The organism is Pseudonocardia lutea, assembly GCF_042658055.1.
Lineage (GTDB): Bacteria > Actinomycetota > Actinomycetes > Mycobacteriales > Pseudonocardiaceae > Pseudonocardia > Pseudonocardia lutea.
The window spans coordinates 23,552-37,761 of sequence record NZ_JBHSQK010000074.1; the positions used below are offsets into that span (position 1 = coordinate 23,552).

Here is a 14,210-nt window from a genome sequence, read left to right on the forward strand (position 1 = left end):
AGTACGACGTGAGTGCCAACCCCTTCCACCTCGCCTGGTTCGGCGCGGGCGGCTTCGGTGTGAAGTCCTGGAACAAGACCTGGTCCGGCCGCGGCGGGGTGGACTGGGCGAGCCCGCAGCTGTGGATCGACGTCGCGCAGGCCCTGGAGCGGGCGCGCTTCGACTACATCATCATCGAGGACTCGTCCTACGTGCCGGACGCCTACGGCTCGAACTCCAAGGCGTACCTGTCCAGCGCCACCGCCACACCCAAGATGGACCCGACGGTACTGGCGCCGATCATGGCCCACCTGACCAGCCGGATCGGCATCGTGCCGACACTGTCGGTCACCGAGTACCACCCGTACATGCTGGCGCGGAAGATCAACACGCTGGACCACATGTCCCAGGGCCGGACCGGCTGGAACGTGGTCACCTCGTCGAGCCACCGGGCCGCGCAGAACTACGGCAAGGACCTGCTCGAGGAGCACGACCTCCGCTACGACATCGCGGACGAGTTCTTCGACGTCAGCTGCAAGCTCTGGGAGTCGTGGGACGCCGACGCGGTGACGCTCGACGCAGAGAACGGCGTGTGGGCGGACTACGAGAAGGTCCACACGATCGACTTCGAGGGCAAGTTCTTCAAGATCCGCGGCCCGCTCAACGCGCCACAGTCCCCGCAGGGCCGCCCGGTCTTCACCCAAGCCGGCGGGTCGCCGCGGGGCAAGCGGTTCGCCGCGCGCACCGCGAACTCGGTGATCTCCGGCGTCGAGGGCGGCGTCGAGGCGATGAAGCGGTTCCGGGACGACATCCGCGAGCAGGCCGTCGCCTACGGCCGCGACCCGAACGACGTCAAGGTGCTGTTCATGGCCTCCCCGGTGGTAGGCGAGACCGACGAGGAGGCCCGGGCGAAGCGGGAGCGCCAGATCGCGTTCGCCGAGGCCCATCCCGAGCTCGGCCTGCTGCACCTGTCCCGGCACTCCGGCATCGACTTCGCGCAGTTCCCGCTCGACGAGCCGATCCCGGCCACCGCGAAGACCAACGGCCACCAGCAGATGCTGGCCCAGGCCATCGGCAAGACCCCGCGCGAGTTCCTCCGCAAGAGCCTGTCCACGATGGAGTTCGTCGGCAGCCCCGACACCATCGCGGCGACGATGGACGAGGTCATGCAGGAGGTCGGCGGGGACGGCTTCCTCATCGCGAACTTCGACCTCAACCGCCGGTATGTCAGCGAGATCGCCGACGGCCTGGTCCCCGCGCTGCAGCGTCGCGGCCTCACCCGGACCGAGTACACGCACTCCCGCTTCCGGGACAACCTGCTCGAGTTCTGAGCCCGCCGACCAGCGCCGATGGTCGGCTCCGCAAGCTCCGCCTCCGCCGAAACGAGGACCCGTGACCGAACCCGACACCACCGCAGGCGAGCCGTTGCTCGCCATCCGCGACCTGACCGTGCGCTACGGCAGCGGTGCCGACGCCACGGTCGCGGTCGACCGGGCCGCCCTCACCCTCGACCGCGGCGAGCACGTCGCGATCGTGGGGGAGTCCGGCTCGGGCAAGACCACGCTGGCCCTGGCCATCGCGGGGCTGCTCCCGCTCGAGGGCGTGGAACGGACGACGGAGTCCTTCCGGTTCGCCGGCACCGACGTGGTACGGGTGCAGAAGCACACCATCCCGTACCGCACACGGGACATGTCGATGGTGTTCCAGGACGCCATGACCTCCTTGGACCCGGTCGCCGCCATCGGCTCCCAGTTCACCGACGTGCTGCGCGGGGTGCGCCGGGTCTCCCGGCGCGAGGCGCGGACGCTCACCGTCGAGTGGCTGGGCAAGGTCGGCCTGCCGGACGGCGAGCGCGTGCTGAAGCTCCGGCCCTACGAGTTGTCCGGCGGCATGCGCCAGCGCGTCATGCTCGCGCTGGCGCTGTGCAGCGAGCCGAAGCTGCTGATCGCGGACGAGCCGACGTCGGCGTTGGACGCCTCGCTGAGCCGGGACGTCATGGACCTGCTGCGGGACATGACCCACCGCACGGACGCGAGCCTGCTCGTGGTCAGCCACGACATCGAGCTCTGCCGGATGTACGTGGACCGGATCGTCGTGATGTACCACGGCCGGATCGTGGACGTCGTTCGTGCGGATCGGGTGGAGCAGGACGCCAGGCACCCGTACACGCTGGCGCTCACCGAGTGCGTCCCCACGCTGGACTCCGCGCGGCTGCGGCGGCTGCCCACCCTCTCGGACGAGGCGCGGGCCGAGTTCGACCGGGTGGACACGGCGCCCAAGGTCCCCGAGACGGTGTCGGCGTGAGCGACGCGTCGATGCGGCGTGAGGTGCGCAAACCGGTCTCGCTACGGGCCGAGGGCCTGACCCGGTCGTTCGGCAAGCACGTCGCGGTGCGACCGCTGGACCTGGAGATCACCTCCTCGACATCGGTGGGGATCGTCGGGGAGTCCGGGTCGGGCAAGTCCACGCTGTCCCGGCTGCTGGTCGGGCTGGACCAACCCACCGAGGGCCTGGTGACCCTCGACGGCGCGTCGATGGCACAGCTCCTGCGCAGCAAGACGGGGACCCGGGACCTGCGGCGCACCGTGCAGTACGTCGCACAGGACACGTTCTCCTCGTTCGACCCGCGCCGCACCCTGCGAGACGCCGTCGCCACCCCGCTGCGGGTGCTGCGCGAGCTGGAGGGGACCGCAGCGGAGGCGGAGATCCTGCCCGTGCTGGACCTGCTCAAGCTGGACCGGCGGATGCTCGACCGCTATCCGAGCCAGCTCTCCGGCGGGCAGCGTCAGCGGTTCGCGCTGGCCCGCTCGCTCGTCGTGCGGCCCCGGATCCTGCTGTGCGACGAGGTGGTCTCGGCCCTGGACGTCTCCGTACAGGGCGCGGTGCTCAACATGATCCGGGACTACTGCGAGGAGCACGAGGTGGGCCTCGGGTTCGTCTCGCACGGGCTGCCCGCGACCGCCTTCGTGGCCGACGAGCTGCTGGTCATGTGCCGCGGCGAGGTCGTGGAGCACGGGCCCACCCAGCAGGTGCTCGACCGCCCGACACACCCCTACACGAGCTCGCTGCTCGACGCGTACCGCCGCGGGCCTCGCCGCCTCGTCCCCCTCGCGGAGCCGGCGTGACCGTGACAGATCCGGCGACCAGGCGCGGCTGGACCGTCCTGGTCGTCACGACGTTCGGCAGCTTGCTGATCTTCTCGAACAGCACGGCCACGAACGTCGCGCTGCCCGCCATCTCGGCGGACCTCGAGGTCGCGGCGGCGACGGCGGACTGGATCCTGCTGTCGTTCATGCTCACCCTGTCCATGTCCGTGCTGATCGTCTCGCGGATCTCGGACATGGTCGGGCGGCGCAGGATCTACCTCGCAGGGCTCGCGGTACTCGTGGTGTCCAGTGTGGGCGGCGCCTTCGCGGGCAACGCCGTCGTGCTCGCCGCGCTGCGCGGGGTGCAGGGCGTGGCCGCCGCGATCATCATCACCGGTGCCACCGCGGTGATCTCGGACGTCTTCCCGGCCCACCGGCTGGCGGGCGCGCTGAGCATCAACATCATGATGGCGTCGGTGGCCGGGATGCTCGGGCCGCTGGTCGGCGCGCTGCTACTGCAGTCCTTCGGTTGGCGGTCGCTCTTCCTGGTCAACGTGCCGTTCGGGGTGATCGCGCTGGTGCTGGCGGCCACGGTGCTCCCGGAGGACCGGCGCCGGCCGAGTGCGGGGGAGTCGCTGGACGTGCCGGGTGCGGTCCTCTCGGCCGTCGGGCTCGCGTGCCTGCTGCTCGCGGTCAACCGGTCGTCCGCCTGGGGCGTCACCGATCCGCGGGTGCTCGGGCTCGGCGCGGTGGCGCTGGCGGTGCTGGGCGCGTTCGTGATCGTGGAGCGCCGGGCGGCGCGGCCGTTGGTCGACCTCGGCCTGGTGGCCGACCGGAACCGGGCGCTGGCCTACGGCACCGCGTTCCTGATGGCCCTGCCGCAGGCCGCCTCGCTGGTCCTCGTGGTGCTCTACCAGCAGACAGTGCTCGGCGCCTCGAGCATCGAGGCGGGCGTCGCCGCGACGGTGGCCGCCGCCGCGCTCGTCGTCACCTCGCCGGTCGCGGGCGTGCTCGCCCGGTTCCTGACCCCGCGCTCGGTCTCCTCGGCGGGCTGCGCACTCGCCGCGGTGGGCTACCTGCTGCTCGGCCTGTCGATGACGGGCACGGGCACCGGGCCTCTGTTTCACATCGGACTCGTGCTCGTCGGGGCGGGCAACGGGATCTTCATGGCGCCCAACACGGCGTCGATCGTGCGCGGCCTGCCGGTGGACCGGCGCGGGATCGCCAACGGCATCCGTTCCCTGATGTTCAACAGCGCCCAGACCCTCGGCGCCGCGACGGCCCTGCTGCTCGCCGCCGCCGGGCTGGCCGGCGCCGGCGTCGGCGGCTACGACGGCGTCGCCGCCGATCCCTCCGGCGCCCTCTGGGGCTTCCACGTGGCCGCCGCCGTGCTCGTCGGCTGTGCGCTCGCCGCCACCGTCACGTCGCTGCGGCGATCCGGCGCGTGGCTCGTCACCCCCACCGAGCCCATCACCACAGCGGCAGCACCGGCGCCGTCGCCCGCACCGAGAGGAGAGGACCGTTGACCCCCTTCCTGGCCCGGCACCGCTGGTGGCTCACCCGCACGCTGGTGCTGCCGCTGCACATCGCGGTCTTCGCGAGCGTGGCGTTCTTCCTGGTCCGGCTGGTGCCGGGTGACCCGGTCATGGCCCGCGTGGACGCCAGCGGCGGCTTCACGCAGGAGGACTACGCCCGGGCGGCCGAGCAGATGGGCCTGTCCGGCTCGGTCTGGGAGCAGTTCGGCCGGTTCTGGTCCGAGCTGATCACGTTCGACCTGGGCACGTCGCCCGTGACCGGCCGTCCGGTGTGGGAGGAGGTGATGTCGCGGCTGCCCTCCACGATCGAGCTCGTGAGCCTCGGGCTGCTCGGCTCGGTGGTCCTCGCGCTGGTACTGGCCTTCATCACGGTCACCACCCGCAGTCCGCGGCTGCACGCTGTGCTGCGCGGCTACGGCAAGCTCGCCGGCTCGGTGCCGGACTTCGCCGTGGCGATCCTGGGCCTGGTGCTGTTCTTCGTGGTGCTGCAGGTGATCCCGGCGCCCCTCGGTCGGGTCGACCCACGGATGACGATGCCGGACGTGACCGGGTTCCCGTTGCTGGACAGCGTGGTCACCGGTCAGTGGGGGGTGTTAGGCGCGATCTCCGAACGGTACGTGCTCCCGCTCGCGGTGCTCGTCCTGGTGCACACCCCGAGCCTCTGGCGGCAGCTGAGCCTCGGGCTGAGCGAGCAGGTCAACGCCTCGCCCACGCTGTTCAAGGTCGCGTCCGGGGCCACCCGCCCGTCGATCTACCTGTCCGTCCTGCGGCAGGCCAGTGCCTCGTCGGTGGTGATGCTCGGCGCGATGTTCGGCGGCCTGATCGGCGGCGTCGTCGTGATCGAGGAGCTGTTCGGCTTCGGCGGCGTCGGCCAGTTCGCCATCACGTCGGTGGAGCAGCTCGACTTCGTCGGCCTGCAGGGCTTCCTGGTCGTGATCGCCGGGCTCTGCCTGCTGGTCTTCTTCCTGGTCGACCTCGTGAACATGATCCTCGACCCCCGACGCCGCCCAGGCGTCCGAGCGGACGGCTGAGCGCCATGATCGAAGTCCTCGCGGCGGTCCCCACCGCCACCGCTCCGACCCGCGCCCGACGGGCGTCCACGTGGGGCACCTGGCTGCCGGCACTGCCGTTCGCGCTGCTCGTGCTGCTCACCATCGTCGCGCGCTGGGTGGTCCCGTTCGACCCGGAGACGGTCGTTGCGCCCGCGAACCTGGCCCCGGACGGCACGCACCTGTTCGGCACCGACTCGACCGGGATGGACGTGTTCTCCCGGACGATCGCCGCCACGCAGGTCAACCTCGTGATGGCCGTCCTGGTCACGCTCATGGCCACCGCCATCGGCCTGACGCTCGGCCTGGTGCTGGGCATGAACGAGGCGGCGGGCGGTGCGCGCGGGCTCTTCGGCCGCGGCATGACCCGGTTCACCGACCTCACCGACGCCGTCCCGCCACTGATCGTCGGTGTCGTCGTGGTCGGGCTGTTCGGGCCGTCGCTGGTCAGCCTCAGCGTTGCGCTCGCGCTGATCCTGATGCCCAACCAGGTGCGTCTCACCCGCGCCGAGGTGCTGAAGGTCCGTGGGGACGCCTACGTCGATGCCGCCCGGATGGCCGGCCTCTTCCCGTGGCAGGTGATGGTCCGGCACGTCCTGCCGAACTCGGCGCGACCCGCGATCGAGAACAGCTCGAACATCTTCGGCGTCTCGATCATCGTGTCGGCATCGCTCGGCTTCCTCGGCGTCGGCCTCAACCCGCCCACGCCGGAGTGGGGCGTGATGATCTCCAACGGCATCTCCGACGTCATGCTCGGCGGCTGGTGGACCACCCTCTTCCCGGCGCTCGCCCTCTGTGTCGCCGTGTCGTCCGCCGCCCTGCTCACCGGCGTCATCACCCGCCTGACCCGCTCCCCGGGCCACTGATCCCCCGCTGCGCCACCCCCTAGGAGAACCCCCGTGACCCAGCCCGACTCCCCGGTGCCCGCGCCGATCCTCTCGGCCCGCGGCGAAGGGATCATGAACTCGGCCTTCGGCCGCCGCCGCTTCATCGCCGGTGGCCTGTCCGGCCTCGGCCTGCTCGCCCTCGCCGCCTGCGGGGGCGGCGGCGGGGGCTCGTCCGCGGGCGGCGGAGGGGGCAGCCGCTCCCTCGTCGTCGCGGTTCCGGCGCTCGCACCGACGCTCGACGGTGTCGTCGGTGGCGGGGGCCTGACCCTGGAGTCGTTCGAGATGAACGCCAACCTCCAGGCGGGCCTTGTCCGGAACCCCTACATCGCGGGCAAGACCGAGAACACCGTGGCGCAGGACTTCAACACCTACGTCGGCTACGTCGCAGAGTCCTACGACGTCTCGCCGGACGGCCTGACCTACACGTTCCACTTGCGCCCCGGGCTGATGAGCCCGCTCGGCAACACCATCACCGCGGACGACGTGCTGTGGTCCTTCGAGCGCAAGTGGAACACCCCCACCTACTCGAAGACGGTGTGGCAGGGCGGGTTCGCCGGCCCGCCGGCAATCAGCAAGGTCGATCAGAACACGGTCGCGTTCACCCTGACCAACGCGGGCTTCGGCCTCACGTTCCTCGGCCTGCTCGCCAACCTGCAGGGCCACATCTACGACTCCACCGCCCTGAAGCAGCACGCCACCTCGGCGGACCCCTACGCCCTGGAGTGGGCGAAGGCCAACGGCGGCTGGGGCCTCGGGCCGTACCACGTGACCTCGCAGACCCCCGACCAGGAGATGATTCTCACCGCCAACCCGAACTACGCCTACGGTGCACCCGCCATCGGCCAGGTCACGCTGCGCGTGGTGGGGGACGCCGGCACGCGGGCCTCCCTGGTGGCCAGCGGGGACGTGGACATGGCGGAAGGCATCCGGCCCACCGACCAGGCCCGGCTCGCGAACAACGATGCGGTCGTCGTGCCCGAGGCGGACCCCATCGAGTACGTCGACCTCACGCTGGTCACCAACAAGGCCCCGTTCGACGACGAACGGGTCCGTAAGGCCATGGCCCTGGCCGTCCCGTACGAGCAGATCATGCAGCAGATCTACGCGGGCCGGGCGGTCCCGATGGTCGGCAACATCAACCCCAACACCCGCAACTACGACGTCTCGCAGCTGCCGAAGCCGTCGTCGGACGTCGCCCGGGCGAAGGCCCTGCTGGCGGAGGCGGGCCACGACCGGATCGCCTACACACTGTCGGTGTCCACGGCCACCCAGGACCTCGTCGACGCCTGCGTGCTGGTCCAGTCCTACGCCCGCGAGGCCGGCTTCGACATCACGATCGATCAGAAGACGGCCGCGGACTTCTCGACCATGCGCAACAACGCGACCGGGCAGGCGATCATCTATCGCAACCGGTCCCAGGTCCAGACACCGACGTACGCCTGCACGATCTTCTGGAAGCCGAACAACGACGCGTCGAACCCGTCGCGGTGGCAGGACGCCTCGGCAGCGCGCTTCTGGGAGGTGGTGAACCGGGCGCAGGCCATCCCGGACCCGCTGAGCCCGGAGGCCGGCCCGCTGTGGCTCGAGGCCCAGAAGATCCTCGTCGACTCGTCGCCGGAGATCTTCGTCTGCTCGATCCAGCCCTCCCAGATCTTCCGCACCGACATCGGCGGCTTCACCTACCGCTCGGAGAACGCGATCGACTTCGGCAACATCTCGATCATCAGCACCTGACCCACCGGGCGGGGGACGCCGGAGATCCTCTGGACGTCCCCGCCCCGACCTTGGGAAGTGAACGGCCACGCGCCCCGAAAGCCCGGTGTCCGGGAAGCCCCACAACCCGTACGCCGTCCTCGCCGTGACCAGCCTCGCCCTGGCGCTGGTGCTGATCAACGGCACATCCATCACCGTCGCCCTGCCCGCCCTCTCCCGGGACCTCGGCGCTCCCGCGGGTCTCGCGGACTGGTTCCTGCTGGCGTTCATGCTCGCCAACACGGCCTCGATCCTCGTGTTCGGCCGGATCTCCGACCTCGTCGGCAGGCGCCGGATCTACCTGCTCGGCGCGTCCGCGTTCATGGTGCTCAGCGTCCTGGCAACAGTGACCCCGGACGCCGGCACGTTCATCGCCGTCCGGGCACTGCAAGGCGTCGCCGCCGCAACCATCGTCGCGAACTCGTCCGCACTGGTCGCGGACGCCTTCCCCGAGCACCGGCTCGCCCACGGGCTGAGCCTCAACCTCACCGCGGCCTCGGTCGCGAACACCGTGGGCCCGACCATCGGCGGGCTGCTCGTCTCCGCCTTCGGCTGGCAAGCGGTCTTCCTGGTCAACGTGCCGTTCGGGATCGCCGCGGTCCTGCTCGGGTGGCGGGTGCTGCCGCGACCACGGCCGCGCACCGGGCGTCGGGAGACGTTCGACGCCAAGGGCGCGCTGCTGTCCGCGCTCGCCCTCGCCGGCCTGCTCTACGGCGTGAACCGGCTGTCCACCGCAGGACCCGCGGACCCGCTGGTTTGGGTGCCGCTCGCGGCCGGAGGGCTGTTGCTCGTGGTCTTCGGGCTGCTCGAGCGCAGGCTGGAGCATCCCCTCGTCGACCTCGCACTGGTGCAGGACAAGGCCAGGGCCTGTGCCTACGGGGCCGCGTTCTTCCAGTCCTTCGGCCGCGCGGGCGTAACCGTGCTGGTGGTGCTCCAGCAGCAGATCGTCGTCGGGCGTTCGGCGGCCGAGGCCGGCCTGACCGGGATGGTCATGGCCCTGGCGATGGTGATCGCCACGCCGCTGTCAGGGCGGCTGGCCGGGCTTCTGACCGCTCGAACTCTGACCGCCCTCGGCGGGCTGCTGTCCGTGGTCGGATCGGTGGGCCTGGCGGTGTCCCCTCCGACCCTGCCGCTCGCCGTGACGATGAGCTGGTTGGTGCTGGTCGGCGCCGGGATCGGGCTCTTCGCGACGCCGAACACCGCCGCGATCATGCACGGTGTGCCCGCCGAGCGGCGCACGGTCGCCAACGCTGTGCGCTCGATGCTCTACAACAGCGCCGCCGCGCTCGGGACCAGCGTGGTGCTGCTCGTCGTGTCCGCGTCCGGCCTCGGCGGCTACGACGTCGTCGACGCCGGACCGGCCGTGCAGACCGCGTTCACCGTGGCCCTGTCGGTGTGCGCGGCTGCGGACCTCGTCGCGGCCATGTTCGGGATCGCCCGCGGCGGCCCGTGGCGAGTCCGGCGAGTAGTGGCCGAGCGGTTGCCCGAGGAGGCGGCGGCATGACCGAGCGCGTGAGCCGGGCCGCGGCGGTCGCGGTGCTCGTCACGACGTCACTGTCCGCGCTGCTGGTGTTCGGCTCGGCGGCCGCGCTGGGCGTGGCGGTCCCTTCGATGACGACCGACCTGGCGGGAGGCCGGTCCACCGCATCGTGGATGGTGCTGGCGTTCCTGCTCGCCAACTCGGCGACGATCCTGGTCTTCGGCAAGCTGTCGGACTCCCTGGGACGCCGTCCGCTCTACCTCGGTGGACTCGCGGTGTTCACCGCGGGTTCGGTGGTCTGCGCGTCGGCCACGCATGACGGCGTGCTGATCGCCGCGCGGGTCGCGCAGGGCCTGGCTGCGGCTGCGGCCGTGAGCAACACGACGGCGGTGCTCGGCGACGTCTTCCCGCCACCGCGGCTCCCGCTCGCCCTGTCGCTCAACATCACTGCGGGAGGCTCGGCGACGCTGCTCGGGCCGCTCGTGGGCGGGCTGCTCGTCGACGCGTTCGGCTGGCGGTCGATCTTCGTCTGCACCGTGCCACTGGGGGTGCTCGCCCTCGCGATCGGATGGTGGAGCCTGCGGTACGCGCACGCGCCCGGTCGTGCGCCCGGGTTCCGCCTCGACGTGCCCGGAGCGGTGCTGTCGGTCGCGGGGATCGGGGCCGTCCTGCTGGCCGGCCAGTTGCTTGCCGACGGCCGGTGGAGTGCCGCCGGGGTGGGGCTGGCCGTGGGGCTGGTCGCTCTGGCCGCGTTCGTGATGGTCGAGCGGCGGGTACGGGAGCCGATCCTGGATCTGCGCCTGCTGGGCGGGGACCGCGGCTACGCCTACGGCTCGTCCTTCTGCGCCGGCCTCGCGTTCGGGGCGTCGGTGCTGTTGGTGGTGCTCTATCTGCAGACCGTGCGAGGTATGTCCGCCGGCGTTGCGGGGGCGCTGGCGCTGCCGATGGGGCTGGCCCTCGTCGTCGCCTCGCCCGTGACCGGAATGCTGGCCCGGCGGATCTCGGCGCGTGCGTTGACGACAGCGGGTGCCCTCGGTGTCGGGTGCTCGATGGTCGGCCTCGCCGGGGTGTTGGGGGCCGCGCCGGGCGTCGTCGGGATCTCGCTGCTCCTGCTGCTGACAGGGTTCGGCGAGGGCATGTTCATGGCCTCGATCACCAGACGGGTGATCGACGGTGTGGCACCGGACCGTCGGGCGATTGCCAACGGGTTCCGGTCGGTGCTGCACAACGGGGCGCTCGCCCTCAGCACGGCGTTGGTACTGGCCGTCGTCCTGGGGGCGCCGGGCGGTGTGGCGGGCTACGTCGCGACGGCGGCGACGTTGGGGGTCATCGGGCTGGTGGCTGCGCTGCTGGCGGCGAGGCGGGTACGGATCGGATGAGAGAGGACCTTCGGATGGGGTCGAGTGCTGTGCTGGTGACGGACGACCTGCAGTTGCGGGCGCTGGGCACGCCTCCTGTGGGCTGGCGGCACGCCTTGTGGGACGAGCTGGAGGCGGGTGCGGTGCCGGAGGCGGACGTCCGATTCGTGGCGATCGACCGACGCGGAGGGCCCGCCCGCCGCCGTCGGATGCGGAAGCTGTCCCGTGTGGAGCGGGTGCAGGTGCTCAGCGTGGGTTACGACTATGTGGCCGAGTACGTGCCCGCGGGCGCACGGCTGCACAATGCGGCGTCCGTGATCGCCGAGACCACCGCTGAGCAGGGACTGCTCGGGATTCTCGCGGCCTTGCGGCGGCTCCCGGACTACGTGCGCGCCCAGGACCGCGGCGACTGGGTCGACGTGGACGACCCGACCAGCGCGATCCCGGCATCCATGTTGGAGAGTCTCGTGGGCGCGACGGTGGTGCAGCTCGGGCACGGCGTGGTGGGGAAGGCACTGGCCCGGAGGCTGGAGGCCTGCGGGGCTACGGTCGTGCCGTTCGCCCGCACCGCGCGGGTCGAGGCCGGGCGACACGTCCGCCCGCTGGGCGAGCTGGAGAACTGGCTGGCCCGAGCTGACGTCGTGGCCTCGGCACTGCCCCTCGGGCCGGAGACGCGAAGGTTCGTCGACGCGGCATTTCTGGCACGGATGGGCGACGGCGCCCTGTTCAGCAATATCGGGCGGGGCGCCACCGTCGACACGGCCGCCCTGGTGGCCGAGCTGGCGACCGGCCGGATCCGGGCGAGCCTGGACGTCGTCGATCCCGAGCCGCTCCCGGCCGACCACCCACTATGGCGCATGCCGAACGTGCTCCTCACCCCTCACATGGCCGGCGACGCCCGCAGTACGGCGCGGGATCTCGCGGCGCTGGTCGCGGGGCAGGTGGAGGCGTACCGCGCGGGGCGCCCGCTGATCGACGACGTGACGGATGATCTGCTGCGCCGCGCCGAACAGGTGTCCTGACGCTCGTGGCGTTGACAGTCATGATCCGTTGGACACGCATCCGCGATCGTGCACATCAGTCGGTGGCGCGGCGGACGAAGCGGCGCGGGACCGGTTCCTCCGCCGTCAGCGGGGGGGGGGGATAGCTCATGGCGTATTGCCCGCGTCCTCACGACGTCGCCGCTGGTCAAAGTCCTGTACGCAGGGCAGCCGGCAGCGCAATCCGCCGATCGTCACGCGTAATGCGCGTGCAACATCCGGGCGGTTCCGTAGACCTCACCGCATAGTGACAGGAGGCTTTGATGATCGTCCCCGATCCGACCGAGACTGGTGCGCTGCGGCGGGCCTACGGCGCCTTCCCCAGCGGGGTGACCGCCGTCTGCGCGCTGCGCGATGGTGCCCCGGTCGGCATCGCCGCCAGCTCGTTCGTGTCCGTGTCGATGGACCCGCCGCTGGTGTCGGTGTGCGTGCAGCACACCTCGACGACCTGGCCGCTGCTGGCTGACCGGCCGCGGCTCGGGCTGTCCGTGCTCGGGTCCACGCACGACCGGGCGTGCCGGCAGATCGCCTCGAAGACCGGGGATCGGTTCGCCGGTATCGGCTACATCGCGACCGAAGAGGGTGCGGTGCTGCTGCACGACGCCGCGGCCTGGCTCGACTGCTCGATCCACCGGATCGTCACGGCCGGGGACCACGACCTGGTGCTCCTGCGTGTGGAGGCCCTGCAGACCCACGACGATGTCGCACCGCTCGTCTTCCACAGCAGCCGGTTCCACGCACTCTCCGCGCTGGCTGCGTGATGAGTGCTCAGCCCGAAGCCGCCACGCTCGTCGACCGGGTCGGCCCCGCGGTGGCCGCGCTGCGCGCCGGCCGCCCGGTGCTCGTCGCCGACGATGCCGGCCGGGAGAACGAGTACGACGTGATCCTCCCGGCCGCGCTGGCCGAGCCGCGGTGGACCGCGTGGGCCGTCCGGCACACGTCGGGCCTGCTCTGTGCCCCGCTCAGCGCCGAGCGCGCCGACGCCCTCGCCCTTGATCCAATGGTCCGCGACAACCGGGATCCGCGCGGCACGGCCTACACGGTCTCTGTCGACGCGGCGCACGGCGTCGGTACGGGGATCAGCGCGAAGGACCGGGCACGCACCGCCCGGGTTCTCGCCGATCCCGCTAGCGGGCCTGCCGACCTCGTCCGGCCGGGGCACCTGCTCCCGCTGCGGGCCCGCGCCGGTGGAGTGGTTGCCCGGCCTGGGCACACCGAGGCCGGGGTGGACCTGTGCCGGCTGGCCGGGCTGCCCCCGGTCGCCCTGATCGCCGAGCTGGTCGGCGACGGCACGGGTATGGCCGGCAGCGAGGACGCGGCCCTGCTCGCCGCGCGGTACGACCTGCCGGTCCTCGACATCGCCGAGCTCGTCGACCATCGGCTCCGGTTCGGCGACGGTGAGCGGGGCCGGGTCACCCGCGCCGCCACCACCCGGCTGCCCACCGAACACGGGCCGCTCGACGCGGTGGGGTACCGCGACGAGGTCACCGGCACCGAGCACGTTGCGCTTGTCGGGCGCGGGCCGGCGAGCCGGCCGCTAGTCGCGGTTCACGCCGAGTGCGTGTCCGGCGACGTCTTCGGTGCCCTGACCTGCGACTGCGCCGGGCGCTTCGCAGAGTCCGCGGCCCTGGTCGCCCGCGAGGGCGGGATCCTGGTCTACCTGCGCCGCCCGGGCGCACGGGCCGTCGGCGCACCCGGCAGGCACACCTGGACCCCGGCCGACGACGGCGCCGCCGGCGCGATCCTCGCCGACCTCGGCCAGCGTGCCGTGCGGCTGCTTCCCGGTCCTGCGTCGGCCGTTCGCCTCGCCCGGCCCGACCTCGCCGTCCTGCCCGTTCCCGCGCCCACCTCGGGGCCCGCGCCTCGGCCCGTCCGTCTCCTGGAGATCTCGTGACACCCTCTGTGTCAACCTCTAGATCGTTGTCACGCTGCGGCCGGGGTTTCGGGCAGTTGCGCGGCATCGCCGTGTCGGGTGGGGTCGTAGGGTTGCCCGTCGTTCCAGCCAGTGAGGTTCCCCCGGTAGCTCGGATTGCTTGCTACCTGG

12 protein-coding genes are annotated in these 14,210 nt (G+C 71.7%); all 12 read left to right on the forward strand.

The window, feature by feature from the left end:
• Nucleotides 1-8: 8 nt before the first annotated feature.
• Nucleotides 9-1,310 carry an NtaA/DmoA family FMN-dependent monooxygenase gene (locus tag ACFQH9_RS25035; protein ID WP_379569571.1) on the forward strand — a complete coding sequence of 434 codons (1,302 nt, stop codon included), beginning with the start codon at nt 9-11 and terminating at the stop codon, nt 1,308-1,310.
• 61 nt (nt 1,311-1,371) lie between these two features.
• Nucleotides 1,372-2,283, forward strand: coding sequence for an ABC transporter ATP-binding protein (locus ACFQH9_RS25040; RefSeq protein ID WP_379569573.1), 912 nt, complete (start codon nt 1,372-1,374; stop codon nt 2,281-2,283).
• A complete protein-coding gene (locus ACFQH9_RS25045; protein WP_379569575.1) occupies nt 2,280-3,104 on the forward strand; it encodes an ABC transporter ATP-binding protein in 825 nt (274 codons plus the stop codon). The genes ACFQH9_RS25040 and ACFQH9_RS25045 overlap by 4 nt, the downstream gene beginning before the upstream one ends.
• Nucleotides 3,101-4,591, forward strand: a complete 1,491-nt coding sequence (locus ACFQH9_RS25050) for an MFS transporter (RefSeq protein ID WP_379569577.1) — start codon at nt 3,101-3,103, stop codon at nt 4,589-4,591. Before ACFQH9_RS25045 ends, ACFQH9_RS25050 begins: the two co-directional genes overlap by 4 nt.
• Entirely contained in the window at nt 4,588-5,631 is a 1,044-nt protein-coding gene (locus tag ACFQH9_RS25055; protein ID WP_379569579.1) for an ABC transporter permease, read from the forward strand. Before ACFQH9_RS25050 ends, ACFQH9_RS25055 begins: the two co-directional genes overlap by 4 nt.
• A gap of 5 nt (nt 5,632-5,636) precedes the next feature.
• Nucleotides 5,637-6,515, forward strand: a complete 879-nt coding sequence (locus ACFQH9_RS25060) for an ABC transporter permease (protein ID WP_379569581.1) — start codon at nt 5,637-5,639, stop codon at nt 6,513-6,515.
• A gap of 33 nt (nt 6,516-6,548) precedes the next feature.
• Nucleotides 6,549-8,270 (forward strand): ABC transporter substrate-binding protein, encoded by a 1,722-nt coding sequence (locus tag ACFQH9_RS25065; protein WP_379569583.1) that lies wholly within the window; start codon nt 6,549-6,551, stop codon nt 8,268-8,270.
• Between the two features lie 85 nt (nt 8,271-8,355).
• On the forward strand, nt 8,356-9,792 hold the full coding sequence (locus ACFQH9_RS25070) for an MFS transporter (RefSeq protein ID WP_379569585.1): 1,437 nt from the start codon (nt 8,356-8,358) through the stop codon (nt 9,790-9,792).
• Nucleotides 9,789-11,147 (forward strand): MFS transporter, encoded by a 1,359-nt coding sequence (locus tag ACFQH9_RS25075; RefSeq protein WP_379569587.1) that lies wholly within the window; start codon nt 9,789-9,791, stop codon nt 11,145-11,147. Before ACFQH9_RS25070 ends, ACFQH9_RS25075 begins: the two co-directional genes overlap by 4 nt.
• 14 nt (nt 11,148-11,161) lie before the next feature.
• Nucleotides 11,162-12,148 carry an NAD(P)-dependent oxidoreductase gene (locus ACFQH9_RS25080; protein WP_379569589.1) on the forward strand — a complete coding sequence of 329 codons (987 nt, stop codon included), beginning with the start codon at nt 11,162-11,164 and terminating at the stop codon, nt 12,146-12,148.
• A gap of 281 nt (nt 12,149-12,429) precedes the next feature.
• The gene (locus tag ACFQH9_RS25085; RefSeq protein WP_379569591.1) at nt 12,430-12,927 is read left to right on the forward strand and encodes a flavin reductase family protein; all 498 of its coding nucleotides are present in this window, start codon (nt 12,430-12,432) and stop codon (nt 12,925-12,927) included.
• Nucleotides 12,927-14,060, forward strand: coding sequence for a 3,4-dihydroxy-2-butanone-4-phosphate synthase (gene ribB, locus ACFQH9_RS25090; RefSeq protein WP_379569593.1), 1,134 nt, complete (start codon nt 12,927-12,929; stop codon nt 14,058-14,060). The genes ACFQH9_RS25085 and ribB overlap by 1 nt, the downstream gene beginning before the upstream one ends.
• Nucleotides 14,061-14,210: the final 150 nt, after the last annotated feature.